This is a genomic window from Solwaraspora sp. WMMD791, from assembly GCF_029581195.1.
Classification (GTDB): Bacteria; Actinomycetota; Actinomycetes; order Mycobacteriales; family Micromonosporaceae; genus Micromonospora_E.
Genome location: NZ_CP120737.1, coordinates 4,925,799 through 4,944,529 on the forward strand (window position 1 = coordinate 4,925,799; position 18,731 = coordinate 4,944,529).

15 protein-coding genes and 1 pseudogene are annotated in these 18,731 nt (G+C 72.1%); 4 read left to right on the forward strand and 12 right to left on the reverse strand.

Annotated features, from left to right (window positions below):
- Positions 1 to 39: 39 nt before the first annotated feature.
- The gene (locus O7623_RS21975) at positions 40 to 1,797 is read right to left on the reverse strand and encodes a glycoside hydrolase family 3 N-terminal domain-containing protein (RefSeq protein ID WP_282224901.1); all 1,758 of its coding nucleotides are present in this window, start codon (positions 1,795 to 1,797) and stop codon (positions 40 to 42) included.
- Positions 1,798 to 1,945: 148 nt separating this feature from the next.
- On the opposite strand from O7623_RS21975, the gene O7623_RS21980 reads away from it, so the two are divergent.
- Positions 1,946 to 3,127 carry a glycosyltransferase gene (locus O7623_RS21980; RefSeq protein ID WP_282224902.1) on the forward strand — a complete coding sequence of 394 codons (1,182 nt, stop codon included), beginning with the start codon at positions 1,946 to 1,948 and terminating at the stop codon, positions 3,125 to 3,127.
- 65 nt (positions 3,128 to 3,192) lie between these two features.
- Here O7623_RS21980 and O7623_RS21985 read toward each other — a convergent pair.
- The 3 genes and pseudogenes from O7623_RS21985 to O7623_RS21995 all read right to left on the reverse strand — a co-directional run.
- A pseudogene (locus O7623_RS21985) lies at positions 3,193 to 4,983 on the reverse strand (glycoside hydrolase family 15 protein); the annotation flags it as partial.
- A 27-nt stretch (positions 4,984 to 5,010) separates the two neighbouring features.
- Entirely contained in the window at positions 5,011 to 6,195 is a 1,185-nt protein-coding gene (locus O7623_RS21990) for a hypothetical protein (protein WP_282224903.1), read from the reverse strand.
- A gap of 4 nt (positions 6,196 to 6,199) precedes the next feature.
- On the reverse strand, positions 6,200 to 6,751 hold the full coding sequence (locus tag O7623_RS21995) for a sigma-70 family RNA polymerase sigma factor (protein ID WP_282224904.1): 552 nt from the start codon (positions 6,749 to 6,751) through the stop codon (positions 6,200 to 6,202).
- Positions 6,752 to 7,141: 390 nt separating this feature from the next.
- Between O7623_RS21995 and O7623_RS22000 the strand changes: the two genes are divergently transcribed.
- Entirely contained in the window at positions 7,142 to 7,690 is a 549-nt protein-coding gene (locus O7623_RS22000; RefSeq protein WP_282224905.1) for a peptidase inhibitor family I36 protein, read from the forward strand.
- Between the two features lie 227 nt (positions 7,691 to 7,917).
- Entirely contained in the window at positions 7,918 to 8,697 is a 780-nt protein-coding gene (locus O7623_RS22005) for a trypsin-like serine protease (RefSeq protein ID WP_282224906.1), read from the forward strand.
- 71 nt (positions 8,698 to 8,768) lie between these two features.
- On the opposite strand, the gene O7623_RS22010 is transcribed toward O7623_RS22005, so the two are convergent.
- From O7623_RS22010 to O7623_RS22030, 5 genes are all read right to left on the reverse strand, one after another.
- A complete protein-coding gene (locus O7623_RS22010) occupies positions 8,769 to 11,324 on the reverse strand; it encodes a SpoIIE family protein phosphatase (RefSeq protein WP_282224907.1) in 2,556 nt (851 codons plus the stop codon).
- A gap of 85 nt (positions 11,325 to 11,409) precedes the next feature.
- Complete coding sequence (locus O7623_RS22015) at positions 11,410 to 12,732, reverse strand: low temperature requirement protein A (RefSeq protein WP_282224908.1); 1,323 nt, start codon at positions 12,730 to 12,732, stop codon at positions 11,410 to 11,412.
- A gap of 132 nt (positions 12,733 to 12,864) precedes the next feature.
- Positions 12,865 to 13,056 carry a phosphatidylethanolamine-binding protein gene (locus O7623_RS22020; RefSeq protein WP_282224909.1) on the reverse strand — a complete coding sequence of 64 codons (192 nt, stop codon included), beginning with the start codon at positions 13,054 to 13,056 and terminating at the stop codon, positions 12,865 to 12,867.
- A 201-nt stretch (positions 13,057 to 13,257) separates the two neighbouring features.
- On the reverse strand, positions 13,258 to 13,683 hold the full coding sequence (locus O7623_RS22025) for an organic hydroperoxide resistance protein (RefSeq protein ID WP_282224910.1): 426 nt from the start codon (positions 13,681 to 13,683) through the stop codon (positions 13,258 to 13,260).
- Positions 13,680 to 14,135, reverse strand: a complete 456-nt coding sequence (locus O7623_RS22030; RefSeq protein ID WP_282224911.1) for a MarR family transcriptional regulator — start codon at positions 14,133 to 14,135, stop codon at positions 13,680 to 13,682. The genes O7623_RS22025 and O7623_RS22030 overlap by 4 nt, the downstream gene beginning before the upstream one ends.
- A 133-nt stretch (positions 14,136 to 14,268) precedes the next feature.
- Between O7623_RS22030 and O7623_RS22035 the strand changes: the two genes are divergently transcribed.
- Entirely contained in the window at positions 14,269 to 14,478 is a 210-nt protein-coding gene (locus O7623_RS22035; protein WP_282224912.1) for a cation transporter, read from the forward strand.
- A gap of 6 nt (positions 14,479 to 14,484) precedes the next feature.
- On the opposite strand, the gene O7623_RS22040 is transcribed toward O7623_RS22035, so the two are convergent.
- The 3 genes from O7623_RS22040 to mltG all read right to left on the reverse strand — a co-directional run bounded on the left by O7623_RS22040 (position 14,485) and on the right by mltG (position 18,642).
- Positions 14,485 to 16,785, reverse strand: coding sequence for a heavy metal translocating P-type ATPase (locus O7623_RS22040; protein ID WP_282229509.1), 2,301 nt, complete (start codon positions 16,783 to 16,785; stop codon positions 14,485 to 14,487).
- Between the two features lie 235 nt (positions 16,786 to 17,020).
- Positions 17,021 to 17,314: a metal-sensitive transcriptional regulator gene (locus O7623_RS22045; RefSeq protein ID WP_282224913.1), complete on the reverse strand. Its 294-nt coding sequence runs from the start codon at positions 17,312 to 17,314 to the stop codon at positions 17,021 to 17,023.
- A gap of 56 nt (positions 17,315 to 17,370) precedes the next feature.
- Positions 17,371 to 18,642: an endolytic transglycosylase MltG gene (gene mltG, locus O7623_RS22050; protein WP_282224914.1), complete on the reverse strand. Its 1,272-nt coding sequence runs from the start codon at positions 18,640 to 18,642 to the stop codon at positions 17,371 to 17,373.
- Positions 18,643 to 18,731: the final 89 nt, after the last annotated feature.

Genomic DNA, 18,731 nt, shown 5'->3' on the forward strand with positions numbered 1-18,731 from the left:
CCGTCGCCGGTCGCGCCGTCGACGGCATCCGACGAGATCTCAGTACGTCAGCCCATGGCCGTAGCGGAACAACGGGTCCGGGTCGTCGAACGGCGTGTCCGGCTGCCCGACGAGCACCGCCTGCTGGCTGCGCGGCAGGTCGAACGGCAGCCGGCCGGCCGGCGGTGCCTGCCCGGCGAGCACGTCGACCAGGGCGGCGTCCTCGACACCGAAGCTGACCAGCAGGGCGGCGACCCGGTCGACGAGTGCGGTGAGCACCGCCGGCCGGTCCAGGTAGACGTCCACGACGGTCGGCACCCGTGCGGCGATCGCCAGCACCCGGTCCAGGGCACCCGGTGGATGTTCCAGCGGGCCGGCGTGGAAGTACGCCTCGATCTGGCCGGTCCGCCGCTCGAACGGCGCCGCCAGCCGCAGCACCGCCACGTCGGCCTGGCCCGGATCGGTCACCACCGTCCAGCGGGGTGACAGGGCGGCGCGCAGCGGGCCTTCGGCGTACACCCGCAGGCCGGCGGCGAGCGGCAGCCGGGCGCACCCGCCCGGCGCGGCGTTGCGCAGCAGCGTCACACAGGCCCGCTGGGCGGCCAGCCCGTCGGCCCGGGCCGCCGCGTTGCCGACCTCCTGCGCCGCCTGCTCCGGGTCGACGTACCGGTGGTCGAACAGCCCGAGCCGCACCTTGTCGGCCAGGATCCGGGCGGCCGAGGAGTCGATCCGGTCCTCGGTGACCTGGCCGGTACGGACCAGGTCGACCACCAGGTCCGGGCGGGCCTCGCCGCCGAACTGGTCGACCCCGGCGTGCAGCGCGGCGCGCAGCCGCTGCGCCGGGTCGAGATGCTCGACACCCCAGGCGCGGGCCGGCCGGTGTTCACCCCGGAAGCAGGCATCGGTCAGCACCCCCCAGTCGGCGCAGATCACCCCGTCGAAGCCGAGCTGGCGGCGCAGCAGACCGGTCACCACCTCGTGGTTGAAGGCGAACGCGACCGGCGGCAGTTCGGTGCCGACCGGCAGCCCGTAGCCGAGCATGACCTGCGCGGCACCGGCCCGGACGGCGGCCACGAACGGCGCCAGGTGGGCAGCGAGGCGGCCACCCGGGTAGGCCTGTTCGGCGCCGTACCGGAAGTGGGGGTCCTCGCCGGTGCGGACCGGGCCGCCGCCAGGGAAGTGCTTGACCAACGCGGCGACGCTGCCGGGTCCGAGCGTCGGGCCCTGCAACCCCTGCAGGTACGCCACCGTCAGCCTGCTGACCAGCTCCGGGTCCTCGCCGAAGGTGCCCAGCACCCGTGGCCAGCGCGGATCGGTCGCCACGTCGGCCTGCGGATGCAACGCGGCCCGGATGCCGACCGCCAGGTACTCCCGGCGGACCGTGTCGGCGTGTCGGCGGACCAGCTCGGGGTCGCCGATGGCGGCCAGGCCCGCCGGCTCCGGCCACGTGGAGAAGGCACCGGCCAGGGCAGCGGTGTTGGGGTTGGCCGACCGGGAGTGCCGGGGATCGGTGGAGACCGTCACCGGTACGCCGAGCCGGGTCGACGCCGCCAGGTCCTGCAGGTGGTTGTGCCACCGGGCGAGCTCCTCGGCCGACGCGGTGCCGACCAGGTTGACGTGGTTGATCCGGCGGCACAGCACCAGATCCTCGGCGGCGAGAAGCCCGGCGTCGGGGTCGGCGGCGGCGAGGGTGCCGCCCGACCCGATGCCGATCATCGGATGGAACAGCAGGCCCGCCTTCTCCGGCAGGCTCATCCGGGCCAGCAGGTCGTCCACCTGGGGTGCCGAACGGGTGATGGTGCTGGTGCGCAGGGTCACCGGGTCGACGCTAGTGCGCGCGGTGGCCGGGGGAGCGGTGGTTGCGCCACGACCGCCGGTTTGGGTCACCGACCGCAGGGAAACCGCGCCTCGGCCGGGTACCGACCACGCTCGCCGGCCGGGGAACCGGGCGGGGTGGGAGGCAGGGATGCCGCGACGACGGGTGCTGATCTTCAGCATTCCCAACGAGGGTCACCTGAACATCCTCAAGCGCCTGGTCCGGGACCACCGGACCGAGGAGACGTTCCGGATCGTGCTGGTCGACCGGCAGACCACGGTGCCCCGACTCGGTGACCTGGCCGGGTTGACCGTCGACCTACCGGGGTGCCGGGTCTTCCGCAACACTCCGGCCGACCAGGTGTTCGCCCGGGCGTACCGATTGTTCGACGAGTGCCTGGCGGCGGGCCGTGACTTCCGTCCGGACCTGGTGGTGTACGACTTCTGCGCGGTGGAGGGCCACCTGGTCGCCCGGCGGCTGGGGGTGCCGGCGTGGAGTTCGGTGCCGGGGCTGGTCGGGCCGATGACCGACACCGGCTACCTGCGGCGGGCGCTTGCCTCGCCAGCGAACGCGGCGGCGCTGTCCCGGCTGCGCCGGCGGTACGGCGTCGACGTCGACCCCGCTACGGTCGAGCTGGTCTCGAACAGCCTGCACCTACCCGGTACGCAGAACATCCTCTGGTCGTACCCGTCGGTCACGCCACGCGACTTCGGCCGTGGCCGGGCACCGGCCCGCTACCGGTTCGCCGGCTACCTCTCCGACGGCTGGCGTCGACCGGACCGGCCGGCCAACCGGCCGCTGATCTACCTGTCCTTCGGCACGGAGGTGCTGGACAACCTGTGGCACAGCGACCCGCCGCTGGTCGGCGCGCTGCGCCGGTGCCTGGCCGGCCTGGCCCGGCACTGGTCCACCGCCGACGTCCAGGTGGTGTTCCCGACCCGGGGCCGGCGGATCCTCGACCGGTACCCGGCCAACTGGACCGTGACACACGTCGTCGACCAGCAGCAGGTGCTGAGTCGGGCCGACGTGTTCGTCACCCACGGGGGCAGCAACAGTTTCCACGAGGCGATCCTGGCCCGGGTGCCGATGGTCGTGGTGCCGTTCTTCGGTGACCAGCCGCTGGTGGCCCGGCAGGTGCAGCGGCTCGGGATCGGCATCGACCTGGACGCGGGCGCGGACACCGACCGGGACGCGGCGCACCGGCTGCTCGACGCCGGCTGCGCCGACCGGATCGCCGGCGCCGTGACCCGGGTCCTCGGCGACCGGTCCTACCGCGACAACCTGGACCGGCTTTCCCTGGCCGGCGTACTACCGTCGCCGCTTCCGGTCTGACCGGCATCGTCGATGTCGGCCCGACCGGCATCGCCGTCACCGCTCTGACCGGCGGGTGCGGCACCGGCCTGTTCGACCTGGGAGATCGTCCACGCCGCGTTGATCAGACCGATGTGCGACAACCCTTGCGGGAAGTTGCCGATCAGGCTGTCGTCGCGGCGGTCGACCTCCTCGGCGAGCAGCCCCAGATCGTTGGCGCAACGGGTGGCCCGGTCGAACACCCGCCGGGCCCGGTCCGGCCGACCGGCCAGGGCGAGGGCCTCGGCCAGCCAGTACGAGCAGATCAGGAAGGCCCCCTCGTCATCGCCTCCGGTCCAGCGCTGCACCAGGCCGTCGTGGCCCAGCTCCCGTTCGATGACGTCGACGGTCGACACCACCCGCGGATCGCTGCCGGGCAGGAACCCGGTCATCGGCATGATCAGTACTCCGGCGTCCAGGTGCGGCGAACCGAACGCGCCGGTGAACGCCTGCCGGTCGGCGTCCCAGCCGTGGTCGAGGATCGCCGCCCGGACGTCCTCGCGGGCCCGCCGCCACCGGCTCACCTCGGCGTCCGCGCCGAGCAGCCCGGCCAGGCGCACCCCACGGTCCAGCGCCACCCAGCACATCAGCTTCGAGGTGACGTAGTGGCGGTCACCTTCCCGGCCCTCCCAGATCCCGGCGTCGGGCTCGGCCCAGCCGGTCGCCGCCCGGTCGGCGACGGTCCGCAGGAACCCGGCGGTGCCCGCCGACAGCCCGCCCAGATAGTCCCGCATGATCCACGCGCCGTGCAGCACCTCGCCGAGGACGTCGAGTTGCCGCTGCCGCCAGGCGTCGTTACCGACCCGCACCGGCCGGGAGCCCTGGTATCCGGCGAGGTGGTCCAGGGTGTGTTCGGTCAGGTCCCGCTCACCGCCGACCCCGAACATCACCGGTACGGGCTGACCGGCCGGCAGCCCGTGCCCGTCGGTCGGGACACCCGTGGACCCGGCCATCCAGTCGAAGAACCGTTGCGCCTCGTCGGGGCAGGCGGCCACCCACAGGGCCTGCATGGTGAAGGCACCGTCACGCAGCCACCCGTACCGGTAGTCCCAGTTGGCGCCGCCGCCGACCTCCTCCGGGAGCGACGTGGTGGCGGCGGCCACCACCGCCCCGGTCGGCTGGTACGTCAGCGCCTGCAGCACCAGCGCGCTGCGCCGTACCTGGTCGCGGTAGGGGCCCTGGTAGCTGTGGTGCAGGTCGTCCCAGGACTGCCAGCCGGCGACGGTGTCCGCGAGCGCCGCAGGCGCAAGCGGTACGGCCGGTGGGGCATCGGCCGGCGAGTGGGCCAGCGTGAAGTGGACGGTCTCGCCGGCGGTGAGCCGCAGCAGCGCGGTGGCACCGCCGGCGACGACGGTCAGCGGCGCGTCGCCGGTCAGGGTCAGCCGGTCGGCGCCGCCGGTCAGCTGGATCAGCCGCCCGTCGCCGGAGACCACCGGTGTGACCAGTCCGTACGACGGCCGGGCCGCAAGCTCGACCTGCACCGCCACCGTGCCGGTGAGGGCCTGCACCTGGCGCAGCAACTGGTGTGGCGCGGCCGTCCCGATGTGGTGACCGCGTTCGCCGCTGCCCAGGGCCAGGGCGTCGGTGACCCGGACGTCACCTGTCGGGGTGTGGAAGTCGGTCTGCAGCACCATCGTGCCGTCGAGGTAGCGCCGCGACGTCGCGTACGGGCCGACCGGGGCGATGCTCCAGTGCCCGGCCTGCGGGTCGAGCAGCCGGGCGAAGACGCTCGGTGCATCGAACCGGGTCGGGCACCACCAGTCGACCGACCCGGTCCGCGACACCAGGGCGGCGCCCTGGCAGTCACTCAGCAGCCCGTAGCCGGCGATGTCGGTCACCTCGTCGGCTACCCCGCCGGTGCGGGTTCATGCCGGCGGTGTCTGCCCGACCGTGGCACCCGGGAGCGGGCCGGTGGCACCGGGCTCCGCGCCGAGCTGGGTGACCCGACCCGAGTCCAGGAAGACCACGTAGTAGGCGAGGGTCCCGGCCGCGTCCGGGTCGTCCGCCGGCAGGTCGACACGTTCGTAGCCGAGCAGCCGACCGGTCGCGCTGTCGACGACGATCGTGTCGCGTGTCGGTGTGCCGTCCATCGTTCCGGTCGCGCTGATCGCCACCCCGGACCGGCCGGCCCGGTCCAGCACCGGCCCGTGGGTGTACAGCTCGGCGTCGGCGAGCACCGCCAACGCGGCAGCCCGGTGCGGCGCGGACAGGTCGTGGAACCGGTAGAGGCCGACCACGGAGCGCAGGACGGCCTGCGGACCTTCGTCCAGCGGCTGTTCCTCGGCGAGCTGGCCGGCCAGTACGGTCCGGTCGGCGGACGGGTCCGGCACGGCCACGCCGAGTGTGCCCGGCCGGTAGCGCACCAGCTCCGGCGGCGCCTGCGGGTCAGCCGGGTCGGTACGGGTCTCCTGTCCGGAGCGGTCGCCGGTCCACCACAGGCGTTGGTCGTAGGAGCCGGTGGTGAGTCCGGTGGCCGGGTCGTCGCCCCACCAGGTGCGCAGGTGGACGTAGGTGTACCGGCCGCTGGCCGTGAGGTCGGGCTGGCTGTCGACGTGCCGGGCGATCCCGGCGAGCTGGTGCCGGGCCGGCGTGACACCCCGTCCGGTGGTCAGCGGCAGCGGTGCGTCCCGGGTGCCGGTGGGGTCCGCTGCGGTGGAGCCGGGTTCAGGTGGGCCGCTGACGCCGTACGGCCGTAGGGCGCCGATGCCGCCGACCAGCAGCACCACGACCGCGGCGATGAAGACGGGCGGACCCCACCGTCGGAGCCGGTGCGGGCCTGACCGCAGCCGCGCAGGCCGGGACTCCCCCGGCGGGCCGGTCCAGCGGGTGCGCGGCCGGTCCGGCAGCAGCGGGCGCGGCCGGTCGGCCCAGGCGCCGTGCAGCAGGGTCGCCCAGCGTCGCGCGGGGCGCCGGTGGGCGGCCACGATCAGTCCGACGACGTCGATGTCGGGTGGTGGCGGAATCCTGCCCGACCTGGGCAGCAGGACCTTGCCGGCCAGCTGTACCAGCTCGTCGCGGCGGAAGTCTTCCTCGCTGGTCTGTCGATCCATCGGATCATCCCCTTCCGTGTGCCGGAGCCCGCCGCCGGGCCTGCCGGCGGATCACCTCGTCGCGCACTTTGTGCAGGGCACTGCGGGTGCGGTACAGCGACTGCCGGACCGCTGCCGGGCTCATCCTCAGCATCGCCGCGATGTCGGCGGTGCTGACGTCGCAGATCGTGAGCCGCAGACACTCACGGTCCTTCTCGCTCAGCCGCCGGCACACTCGGGACACGTCCTGGCGCAGCTCGCTGGCTCCCATGTCGCCGTCGTTGCTGACGACCAGGGACAACGCGACGAACTGCCAGGCGCTCCGGTCCTGCCGGCTCTTGGCGAGGTGGCGGGCGGCCAACCGGCAGGCGACCCGGTAGAGCCACGCCTTCGGGTGTCTGATCCGGTGTCCGGCCCGGCGGTACTGCCATGCCCTGATGAACGTCTCCTGCAGAAGATCCTCGGCGTCGCCGGTGTCGCCCAGCCGTTGAACCAGTACCGTCCACAGCAGAGATCCCTGCTCGCGTACCTGATCCGCGAGCCATGCGTCGATCTCTGCCGCATCCTCTGCGTCCACAACTCTCCTTGCTCCTCGTCCGGCGGAAGGTCGCGGCCGGGGGTGCCGTCGTCGACACCCGCCATATAAGAGGCGTCAGCGTGCCCGATCGTGATGAGGAAATCTCGTCGATCTTGGTGGAATCGTCCACCATGTGGACCATGAAACCCGTACGCATCTGAAATCGATCTTGGTTCTCGCAAACCTGCAGGTGATACCCGGAAAAGCGGATGCGATACAGTCTCATCTATTTACCAGCAACAATATGCGGATATTGATGGAACACTGGAGTGGTGGGCGATGACCTGCTGTCCTCGTCGTACCTGCTGATCGCCCTGAGCGCGGCGACAGTGTCCCGTCAGTCAGTCAGTCGGCCGGTCGGACCGGCCGACACCAACCGTGGAGATCGACATGGCGCTGCCCATCCGTAACCATCGTCCCGGCCGGTGGCTGCTTCCCGCCGCCCTGATCCTGACCCTGCTGGCCACCGGTGCCCCCGCCGTGGCGCGACCAGTGGCCGATCCCGACCCGGCCAACCCGACCATCGAGCAGCAGATCGCCGAATACCTCGCCGCACACCCCGGCGGTGTCCGGATCAACGAGACCGAGCTCGCCTACTCCGACGGTCGGTTCATCGTCAGCGTGGCCCGCCCGGCCGGCACCGCGCCCCTCGCCGGACCCGACTGCCCGAGCGGATGGTTCTGCTTCTACGACGGCACCAACTACGGCTACCCCCGAGGGCGGCTCAGCGACTGCGGCTGGCAGGACCTCGGCAACTGGGGATGGCGCAACCGCACCGAATCAGCGCACTACCATCTCGGCTACGGCAGCACCACGTTCCTCGACGAGACCGGTGCCACCGACAGCAAACTCTTCGTGATCAGCGCCGCGAACCGGGCCGTCGCCGACGTCAGCCCGCACCGCAACCGGGCCGACTACGTCTACCGCATCTGCAGCTGACCGAACCGCCCGGGCCTGTCCGTAACCGATCGAGCCCGCCGGTGTTCCGCAGCCGCCGATACGGTCAGTGATGTCTCTGCGAACATGATCCGTTGTTCTCCGTGTCCGAATAGGTAGGCGATAGCCCGTGTCCGGTGGGCGGTGAATCGTTCTAGGGTCGGTGGAGCCCATCGATCCCAAGCTGTCGTCGGGGGCGCGCCGGCGGCACCATCTCCAGAGGAATCCACGTGTCCCGTACGCTCGTCTCCCGCCTGACGAAATCAGCGCTGGCACTGGCCGTCGCGGCCGGTCTCGCCGCCACGATCGCCGGACCGGCCGCCGCCGTCGCCAACGGGGAGATCGTCCCCGAAGGCCAGTACCGGTTCTCGGTGAAGCTGACCATGACCGGTATCCCGACCGCCGACGGCGGCCGCCGCGACAGCGCCTGCTCCGGGGCGCTGATCGCCCCGCAGTGGGTGGTCACCGCCGGTCACTGCTTCCGGGACTACACCGGTACCCGCGTCGAGCGGCCGGTCGCCGACCTGACCACCGCGACCGTCGGGCGCGCCGATTTGTCCGGCGACAACGGTACGGTCCGCACCGTCGTCGCGGTCCGCCAGTCACCCACCAACGACCTGGCCCTGGCCAAACTGGACGCCCCGGTATGGCATATCGCACCGGTCGCGTTGAGCAAGCGGGCCCCGAAGGTCGGCGACCTGGTGCGACTGACCGGGTACGGGGCGGTCGAGTCGGTCGCGCCGACGCCCTCCACCGTGCTGCGTACCGGTCAGTTCCGGGTGACCACGATCGCCGAATCGACCATCGGGGTGACCGGCCACCAGCCGGCGGCGGACACCAGCGCCTGCCCGTACGACTCGGGCGCGCCGTACTTCCTCGAGCCGAAGTACGGCCCGCCGAAGCTGATCTCGATCGAGAGCTTCGGCCCAGGCTGCCCGCACTCGGACGTCGAGACGACCTCCCGGATCGACAACATCCTCGGCTGGATCTGGCAGGCCATGCGGAGCTGAGCGCGCCGGCCGACCACGCGGCGCCCCGCTGACCACGCGACGCCCCGCTGACCACGCGGCGCGCCGCGTGGTCAGCGTCCGGGCAGGGTGATGGTGACCCGGGTGCCGCCGCCGCTGAGGTCGAGCACGAGACGTCGGGCCATCCGGTTGATCAGATCGAGGCCGCGACCCCGTTCCGAGCCGTTGTACGAATGCCCCCGCCAGTGGCCGCGGTCGGTCACCTCGATCCGGACCTGGTGCCGGTCGAGCAGCATCACCTGCAGTGCGACCGGCCCGGTCGCCCGACCGTGGTAGGCGTGCTCCAACGAGTTGATCAACGCCTCGTTGCAGGTCGCCAGCAACGCATCCACCTGGTCGGGGGAGAGTTCGTTCCCGGCGGACCAGTCCCGCAGAGCCCGCCGGGCCGTCGACAGGTCGGCCGGAGAGGTCAGGGTCAGGCGCAGCACCGGTGCGTTCGCCGAGTCAGCCGGCAGGCCGCCCAGACGGACACAGGCCACCACGGTATCGTCGACGATCACCCGGTCGTCGGCCATCGCCTCGATCAGCCGGTCGCACCAGACCTGCGGCTCGGTGCCGGACAGACCGGCTGCGGCCCGCCGCAACCGGTCCAGTCCGGCGTCGATCACCTGATCGCGGCGCTCGACCAGACCGTCGGAGTACCAGACCAGCATCGCCGGCTCGGGCACCGTGAGCTGTGCCTGGGTGCGTGCCTGGGAAGTCAGCCGCAGCGGCAGGGAACGTGCCTCGGTCAGGTACCGGCCGACACCGTCGGCGACCAGCAGCGGCGGCAGATGCCCGGCGCAGGCGTAGGTGAGCAGCCGGTCGGTCGGGCTGTACTCGGCGTACCCGACGGTGGCGAAGTCGGCACCGTCGATCGTGTGGCAGGCGATGTCCAGCGCTTCGAGGACCTCGACCGGGGTGGCCCCGGTCTGCGCCACCGACCGCAGCGACTGCTGCAACCGCCCCATGGTGATCGCCGAGGCCAGACCGTGGCCGACGACGTCGCCGACCGCGATCCCCACCCGGTTGCCGGGCAGCTCGAACACGTCGTACCAGTCGCCACCGACGTCGCGGCCGCGTTCGGCGGGCCGGTAGCAGACCGCGGCGGTGACTCCCGGCAGGTCGGTGGAGATCTGCGGCAACAGGGCCCGCTGCAGCTGGTGTGCGGCCGCGTGCTCGGCCTCGTACAGCTCGGCCCGGTCGACCGCCTGGCCGGCGAGTTCGGCGAGGGTCTGGGCGATCGAGGCGATCTCCGGGGTGATCGCGTCGTCGCGGTGGAAGCTGAACGCCAACGCGCCCAGGCACCGATCACCGACCCGGACCGGCACCACCAGCAGGCTGCGGGTGCCGGTCTGCGCCTGAGTCTGGGCCACCGCCGGGTATCGGGCGGTGACGGCGGCGAGGTTCGGCAGCCGGATCGGCTGGCCGGTGCGGACGGCGTCGACGATGGGCAGCCGGCCGGCCTCGGTCAGCGGCAGCTCGGAGAAGCGGACGGCGAGCTGCTCCGGTACGGCGCTGGTCGTCCAGGTCCGCAGTTGCGCCCCGGCGGCGTCGACGATCGCCACCGCGCCGTGGTCGGCGACCAGACCGACGCCCCGGTCGACGAGGACCCTGATCATCTGGTCCGACGTGGCAGCGGTGGCCAGGCCGGCGGTGACGTCCTGCAGGGTCTGCAGGCGGCGGCGGGCCGCCACCTCACGTCGGGACTCGGCCTGGGCCCGGTCCCGTTCGGCGACGGCGATCGCCAGAGCCCAGGCGCCGAGGACCACCACGGCGAGGTAGACCTGGAGCGAGGCCGCCTCCAACCGCGGCTGGCCGGCCAGCACCGACCACGGTCCGTGGCCGGCGGCGCTGAGCAGATTGGCGGTGAACGCCATGACGAATCCGGCCGCGCCCACCGTCGCCACCCTGCCCCGGAAGCCGACCGCCAGCAGTACCGGCACCGGCAGGTAGGCCAGCGGCACCTCCCGGGGCCAGAAGCCGATCGTGGTCAGCGCACCGGTCGCGGCGAGCGTCGCCCCGCCGCGCGTCAACTGTCCGGCGTGCAGCCGGCCGCGCAGCGAGTCGAGTCCGACCAGCGCGGCGCCGAGGGTGAGCACGGCCAGGCCGTCGCCGGCCCAGAACTGGCCGAACGCCTCCCACCAGCTGGATCGCATGGCCAGCGCGCTGGTGCTGGCCCCGATCACGGCACCGACCAGCGGGCCGGCGCCGACCCCGCAGAGCAGGAACGCCAGCGCGTCACGGTAGCGGGTCAGGTCGATCCGCTGGGGGCGTAGCTGCCGGAGCAGGGTGGCACCGACCAGGGGCTCGGCCACGTTGGTGACCACGAAGCCAGCGGCGGTCAGCGGATCGAGCCCTTGCCACAGGTCGATACCGAGCTCGGTGACACCGGCCGCACCGAGGATCCACGGCCAGTGCCGCCGATGGGCCAGCACCAGCGCGCCGAGGGTCACCCCGGCTGGCGGGAAGAAGACCGCGCCGACGGCCGAGGCGTGGAAGAACAGCCAGGAGCAGCCGGAGCCGAGGGCGTACCCGACCGCGACGGTCGCAGCGATCAGGAGGGAGGTGCGCAGCCGCCGGCGGCGATCGGGGTGCCGGCCGGCCGGGGAGCCGGCGACTGGTGTCATGGACTCACCCTGCCACGTACGGTGGGCGGGCCCAAGTCGGCGCGTTCCTGGCTGCTCGGGGCGGCAGGCGTACACCCGGGATGGTTCACAGGTGGCGGCGGCGCCAGTCGGTCTCTTCGCTCTCCAACGCCTGCTGCTCGGCGAGCCGGGCCTCGCGCAACTGCTGCCGCTCGCCGCTGGCGTGCCGGTTCTCCAGCACCGTGGCGGTGACCGTGACCAGGCTGAGTACGGCGAGCGCCGCCAGCGGCGGGACGTGCTCGGCGACCGGCAGCAGGGCGCCGAGGAGCAGGACCGGTACGACGGAGACCGGCCGTACCGTGCGGATCGTGCGGGCCTGGAAGGCGAGCAGGGCGATCAGGTAGATCAGCACGCCGCCGTAGAGCACGCGCAGGTGGACCGGGTCGAGCACCGCGGTCTGCTCACCGCTGCTGGCGACACTGGAGAGGTGGGCGAGGACCTGCTTGACACCGAGGGAGAGCAGGATGATGCCGAGCACCATCGGGAAGTGCAGCAGGGTGTACGCGTCGCGGGCCAGCCGGATCCGGGCGGTGCCCTGGGTGCGGTGCAGGACCTGCTCGGCGGCGATCGACCGGGCGTCGAAGTAGGTCCACCACAGGGCGCAGATCAGCGCGATGCCGAGGACGACGGCGCTGATCAGCTGCAGGGTCAGCGGCGTACCGGCGGTCAGATCGGCACCGATGCCGATGGAGATGACCGTCTCGCCGAGGGCGATGAGGATGATCTGGGCGTGGCGTTCGGCCCAGTGCCCGGCTGAGACGATGGCGAGGGCGCTGGTGCGCAGGACGGCCAGGTAGGCGACGGCGATCGCGGCCACCCAGGCCCCGACGAAGACGGCCAGCCGGGCGTTGCCGTCGAGCCGCGGCGGCACGATCGCGCCGAGGACGAGCAGTACGGTACTGAGTGTCAGCGCCGGGGCGCTGCGCAGCCAGATCTGGCGCAGCCGGGGGTAGCCGCGGGCCGCGTACCGCAGGGCGAGGATCTCCAGCACCCAGATCAGGCAGAAGCAGGCCGGGAAGACGAACTCCCCAGGTAAGGACAGCGGGGCCCGGTCCGGGGCTGGCGGCGCGGACTCCTCGGTGCTCGTGTCGGGCAGGATCGTGACGGAGATGAAGATCGCGGTCATGATCGCGAAGCCGACGATCGGCATGACGCCCTGGTCGGCCCGCAGGTTGTTGCCGAGTACGGCGAACCGCGACCAGACCAGCCACAGAGCGGCGAGCAGCAGGGTTATCGCGATCAGGCTCGACCGGTCGAGATGGTCGACGGTCAGCGTGTTGAGGTGGATGAAGGCGAAGACGAACACCAGGTCGAAGAAGAGCTCCAGCCGGGTGACCTTGGCACCGGGTGCCGCCGACCGTACGCGTACCGCAGGGCCCGCACCGTCCACTTCTGGAGAATATGCGGGGATCAAGGTGGCTTGTCAGATTATCCGCCCTTTGGTGAAGCGGGTGATCTGCCCGGAGCACACCCTGGCCGGACCGGAGTGCGCCGTCCACGCATCCGGTCCGGCCAGGGCTGACTAGCGCGCGCCCTTTGGCCCGAGGCCGCGTTCGGTGCGCACCACGCCCTGTCGACCCCGCTCGTCCTGCAGGATCTCGTTGGCGCGTTCGTCCGCACCGCGGTCGTTGGCCTGCCCCGAGTCCTCGAGTTCCTTGCGGAGGCGGGCGCGCTGGATGTCGTACCCCTTGCTGCCGGGCCGCTTACCGGACATGGCTCCTCCTCGGTTGCTCCTGGATGCGGGCGTACCCACGATCCGGCGAGGTATCCGGGCCGCTGTACCGGCGCCGACCGGGTTATATCGTTCAGTATCTATCTAATGGGGTTCTGGTGCAACCGTTCGAGTCACCGGTGGAAACGTTTCGGGTGCCACCGGGTGGGCCGCCGGGACGGCAGCGAGGGTGCCGCCGGACCGTCAGGTGGCGCTGGCGACCGAGAGCGTGACGTCGATGTTGCCGCGGGTGGCGTTCGAGTACGGGCAGAGCTGGTGCGCGGTGTTCAGCAACTCCTCGGCGGTCGCCCGGTCGAGCGCCGGTAGCTCGACGGTGAGCGCGGCGGTGAGCCCGAACCGACCGTCGGCCAGCTGGCCGATGCCGATCTGCGCGGTCACCGTCGAACCGGTCACGTCGGCCTTCGACTGGCGGGCGGCGGCGCGCAACGCGGAGTGGAAGCACGCGGCGTAGCCGGCGGCGAACAACTGCTCGGGGTTGGTGGCACCACCGGCGCCGCCCAGTTCCTTGGGCATCACGACGTCCAGGTCGAGGATCCCGTCGGAGCTGCGGACATGACCGTTGCGGCCGTCGCCGGTGGCCAGCGCCTCGGCGGTGTAGAGCGGGTTCATCGGGATCGGGTTCCTTCCGTGGCATGGATGTGTTCGGTCAACCCGGTGAGGGTCTGTCGCAGCTCGACGAGCTGGTCGAGGGTGAGGCCGGTGGCCGTGGCGACCTGGAACGGCACGTGGGCGGCGCGTTCGCGCATCGCGTGACCGTCGGCGGTCAGGTGGATCCGGACCTGCCGCTCGTCCTGACTGGCCCGTTCCCGGCGGACCAGTCCGGTCGTCGCCATGCGTTTGAGCAGCGGTGACAGGGTGCCGGAATCGAGTCGCAGTGCTCTGCCCAGCTCGGTGACGGTGGGCGGCTGCGCGGGTCGCTCCCAGAGGGCGAGCAGCACCAGGTACTGCGGGTAGGTCAGGCCGAGTTCGTCGAGGATCCTGCGGTAGAGGTCGGTCATCGCGCGGGACGCGGTGTACAGCGCGAAACAGACCTGGTGCCGCAGCTCAAGACCGGTCTCCATGCCCCGAAAGATAGTGCACAATTAAGTTGTGCACAATCCATCGAGACGGTCGGTGGCGGGGCTCACCTCCTATACCGCATCGGGGTACGGGTATACGATCGACGATCGGACCACGAGTACCGAGGAGGCCGACATGGTCGTCAGCACCTACACCGTCCAGGGCATGACCTGTGGCCACTGCGTGACAGCGGTGACCAACGAGGTCGGTCAGGTCGCCGGAGTCACCGACGTCGCCGTCGACCTGGCCGCCGGCCAGCTCACCGTGACCAGTCAGGAACCGGTGGACGACCGGTCGGTGGCCGCAGCCGTCGAGGAGGCGGGCTACCAGGTCGTCGCTGGCTGAGGCCGGCTACCGGGTCGCCGCCGGCTGGCCACGTCCCGCTGCCGGCCGGTCGGTGACCCGGTCGGCCGGCAGCGGACGGTGCTCCACCCCGCCCGTCCGGAAGCGACGCAACCGCAGGCTGTTGGTCACCACGAAGACCGAGGACAACGCCATCGCGGCGCCGGCGATCATCGGGTTCAGCAGCCCGGCGGCGGCCAGCGGCAACGCGGCCACGTTGTACGCGAAGGCCCAGAACAGGTTCACCCGGATCGTCCGCAGGGTGCGCCGCGACAGCCGGACCGCGTCCACGGCGGCGGTCAGGTCGCCGCGTACCAGGGTGATGTCCGACGCCTCGATCGCGGCGTCGGTGCCGGTGCCCATGGCCAGGCCGAGGTCGGCCTGGGCGAGCGCCGCGGCGTCGTTGACCCCGTCACCGACCATCGCGACGACCTTGCCGTCGGCCTGCAACCGCCGTACCGCCGCCACCTTCTCCGCCGGCAGCACCTCGGCGACCACCCGGTCGATGCCGACCTGGTCGGCGATGGCCCGGGCCACGGTGGCGTTGTCGCCGGTGAGCAGGACCGGCTCGAGTCCGAGCTGGCGCAGCGCGGCGACCGCCTGCCGGCTGGTGGGCTTGACGACGTCCGCGACGGCCAGTACGCCGCGGGCCGCACCCGCCCAGCCGACCATGATCGCGGTCTGCCCGGTGGCCTCGGCGGCCGTCGCGGCGACGGTCAGCTCGGCCGGCACCCGCAGGCCCTCCGTGGCCAGCAGCGCGGGCCGGCCGACCAGCACGGTGTCGCCCTCGACGGTGCCCCGCACGCCCAGCCCGGGCAGGTTGGCGAAGTCCCGTACGTCCGGCAGGGGCCCGTGGTCGGCGGCGGACCGCGCCACCGCCCGGGCGACCGGGTGTTCCGAGGCCGCCTCGACGGCTCCGGCGCGCCGCAGCAGCGTCGCGTGGTCCTCGCCGGCCGCCGGATGTACGTCGACCAGCGTCATTCGGCCAGTGGTGACGGTGCCGGTCTTGTCCAGCAGGACGGTGTCCACCCGCCGGGTCGACTCGAGGGTCTCCGGCCCCTTGATCAGAATGCCGAGCTGGGCCCCGCGGCCGGTGCCGACCAGCAGCGCGGTCGGGGTGGCCAGGCCCAGGGCACACGGGCACGCGATGATCAGGACGGCCACGGCGGCGGTGAAGGCGACCGTCGGCCCGGCGCCGGTGCCCAGCCAGTAGCCGAGGGTGCCGGCCGCGAGCAGGATCACGACCGGTACGAAGACCCCGGAGATCCGGTCGGCGAGTCGTTGGACGGCGGCCTTGCCGGCCTGGGCCTGCTCCACCAGCCGGGCCATCTGGGCCAGTTGCGTGTCGGCGCCGATCCGGGTCGCGGTCACCACCAGCCGGCCGCCGACGTTCACGGTCGCGCCGACGACCGGGTCGCCGACGCCGACCTCGACCGGGACGGACTCGCCGGTGACCATGCTGACGTCGACGGCCGAGGAGCCGTCGGTGACCACCCCGTCGGTGGCGATCTTCTCGCCCGGCCGGACCACGAACTGGTCGCCGACGACGAGCTGGTCGATCGGGACGCGTACCTGCGCGCCGTCGCGCAGCACCGTGACGTCCCTTGCGCCGAGCTCCAGCAACGCCCGCAACGCGGCCCCGGCACGTCGCTTGGCCCGCGCCTCGACATAGCGCCCGATCAGCAGGAACGTGGTGACCCCGGCGGCCACCTCCAGGTAGATGCTGGCGGTGGCCATGCTGCGGTCCACCGCCAGGCTGAACGGATGACTCATCCCCGGCATGCCGGCGTCGCCGAGGAACAACGCCCAGAGCGACCAGCCGAACGCCGCGAGGGTGCCCATCGAGACCAGGGTGTCCATGGTCGCCGCGCCGTGCCGCAGATTGGTCCAGGCGGCCCGGTGGAACGGCAGACCGCCATACACCACGACCGGGGCGGCCAGTGCCAGCGACGCCCACTGCCAGTAGGTGAACTGCCAGGCCGGCACCATCGCCAGGACGACGACCGGCACGCTGAGCGCCAGCGAGACCCGGACCCGGGTCCGCAGCGGCCGCAACTCGGCGTCGACCGGGTTCGCGTCGACCGGCCGGTCGACGTCGTCGGACCGGTCCGCCGCCGGTCGACTGGGCGGCGGCGGTAGCTGCGCGGTGTAGCCAGTGCTCTCGATGGTGGCGATCAGTGCGTCGGCCGTCACCGCGGGATCGTCGATGGTGACGGTCGCCTTCTCGGTGGCGTAGTTGACGGTCGCGGTGACACCGGCCATCCGGTTGAGCTTCTTCTCGATCCGGGCCGCACAGGATGCGCAGGTCATGCCACCGATGGTCAGTTCGACGGGGGCGCTCACGGACGATCACCACCTTGTCGTGTTCGGGGTGCGTGTCCCGTTCGGCGCGCCGAGGGGCGGCGCGGAGATACCCTGGCGGGGTACGAAAACGAGGTTATCATACCCCCAGGGGGTAATCGCGGTGCGGCGGCGGTCGGCCGTCCACCCGCCGCTCGCGTCGTCGGTCCGGCGTCGTCAGCCGCGCTTCGTCAACCGCGCTTCATCAGCCGCGCTTCATCAGCCGGCCGACCGCAGCCATCATCTCGGCGGCCATCTCGTCGGCCCGGCCCGCGACCGACCCTTCATGCATGCAGTGCCGGGCGTGCCCGTCGAGCAGGCCCAGCGCGACCTTGTCCAGGGCGGCCTGGATCGCTGAGATCTGGGTCAACACGTCGATGCAGTAGCGGTCCTCGTCGACCATCCGCTCGATGCCGCGTACCTGCCCCTCGATCCGGCGCAGCCGGGCCTGCAACTGGTCCTTGGAAGCGGTGTAGCCGCGTACGGGTTGGCTGGTCATCCCTGCAGGTTAACAACCCCCCAGGGGTATCGGCGACTCCTCGCCTACCGGATCGGTCACAGGACGCCGTTGGCCCGGGCGGTCGCCTCGTTGCGCAGGTGCTCGTCGTAGGTCTCGGCGAACGCCGACCGGCCGTCCTTGTCGATCGCCACGAAGAAGAACCAGTCCCCGGCGGGCGGAGCCATGGCGCCGTTGAGAGCGAGCCGGCCGGGGTTGTTGATCGGGGTGGGGATCATCCCGCGCAGCTTGCGGCTGTACGGGTTGTCCACCCCCAGCAGTTCGTCCTGGGTCATCTCGGCGGAGGTCTTGGTGGGCTGGCCGGTCGCCTCCAGCCAGTAGTTGACGGTCACGTCCATCTCGAGGCAGCCGCACGGGAAGTCGCCGTACGCCCGGTTGTAGGCCACCCGGGCCACCTTGCCCAGGTCCTCCTCGGTCCCCGCCTCCGCCTGGGCCAGCGAGGCGACGATCAGCGCCTCGTACGGGGAGATGCCACCCCGTTCGGCGGTGACCCGCCCGGCGAAGTCCAGCTCCTCGGTGACGGCCAGGAAGCGGCGCACCATCGCCTGCAGGATCTGCGCTGCGGTCATCTCCGGCTCCAGCGCGTAGGTGTCCGGGTAGAGGAAGCCCTCGACCGATCGGACCGACTCCTTGCCGTCGGTGCGGGTGAACCACGACTCCGGTACGCCGAGCGCCACCGGATCCTCAGCCGCCTCCTGGAACTGGGCGACCGGTATACCGGTCGCCTGGGCCAGCAGGTCCAGCGTCTGCACGGTGCTGCGCCCCTCCGGCACGGTCACCTGGTTCGTGGCCTTGTTGGCCAGGTCGAGCAGCATCGCCAACGCCGCCTCGGCCTTCATCTCCCGGCGCACCGTGTACCGGCCCGGTTGGATGCCCTGGCTGCGCGGCTCGGCGGCGGCAGCGGCGACGAAGGCCCCGGTGCTGCGGACCACGCCGGCGGCGACCAGGGTCTCGGCGATGTCGGTTGCGGTCTGCCCGGCCTGGACCTCGATGGTCGTCTCGCCGGTGCCGGTGCCGCTGTAGTCCAGGGTGAACACGGCGCCGATCAGCCGGTCCGGGCCGTACAGGTAAGCGCCACCGCCCAACCCGGCGAGGGCGACGGCGACGACCACGCCGACGGCGACGGCCCAGCCGCGACCACCGGTGCTCCGCCGCCGGGCACCGCGCCGACGATTTCCGCCGTCGGATCGGGGCCGGCGCTCGCCGGCGGTGGCCCGACCGGCAGTGGCTCGCTGTCTGCGGTCCCCGGCGCGGGGCCGGCGGGCAGCGGCCCGTGGTCGCTCAAAGGAGAGATCCAGTTCGTCGGTCACCGTCGTCTGCCTCCGGGTACGGCCACCCTGCCGATGTGGCGTCAGCCTATTGCAGTGCCGGCCGCGCCGTACGGTGTGGTGGGTCGGTC

Bases quoted from the DNA above. Each gene is read 5' to 3' on its own strand.
- O7623_RS21980 (WP_282224902.1), top strand. From the start codon at position 1,946: ATGCCGCGACGACGGGTGCTGATCTTCAGCATTCCCAACGAGGGTCAC.
- O7623_RS21990 (WP_282224903.1), bottom strand. From the start codon at position 6,195: ATGGATCGACAGACCAGCGAGGAAGACTTCCGCCGCGACGAGCTGGTA.
- O7623_RS22000 (WP_282224905.1), top strand. From the start codon at position 7,142: ATGGCGCTGCCCATCCGTAACCATCGTCCCGGCCGGTGGCTGCTTCCC.
- O7623_RS22010 (WP_282224907.1), bottom strand. From the start codon at position 11,324: ATGACACCAGTCGCCGGCTCCCCGGCCGGCCGGCACCCCGATCGCCGC.
- O7623_RS22020 (WP_282224909.1), bottom strand. From the start codon at position 13,056: ATGTCCGGTAAGCGGCCCGGCAGCAAGGGGTACGACATCCAGCGCGCC.
- O7623_RS22025 (WP_282224910.1), bottom strand. From the start codon at position 13,683: ATGAACCCGCTCTACACCGCCGAGGCGCTGGCCACCGGCGACGGCCGC.
- O7623_RS22030 (WP_282224911.1), bottom strand. From the start codon at position 14,135: ATGGAGACCGGTCTTGAGCTGCGGCACCAGGTCTGTTTCGCGCTGTAC.
- O7623_RS22035 (WP_282224912.1), top strand. From the start codon at position 14,269: ATGGTCGTCAGCACCTACACCGTCCAGGGCATGACCTGTGGCCACTGC.
- O7623_RS22040 (WP_282229509.1), bottom strand. From the start codon at position 16,785: ATGACCTGCGCATCCTGTGCGGCCCGGATCGAGAAGAAGCTCAACCGG.
- O7623_RS22045 (WP_282224913.1), bottom strand. From the start codon at position 17,314: ATGACCAGCCAACCCGTACGCGGCTACACCGCTTCCAAGGACCAGTTG.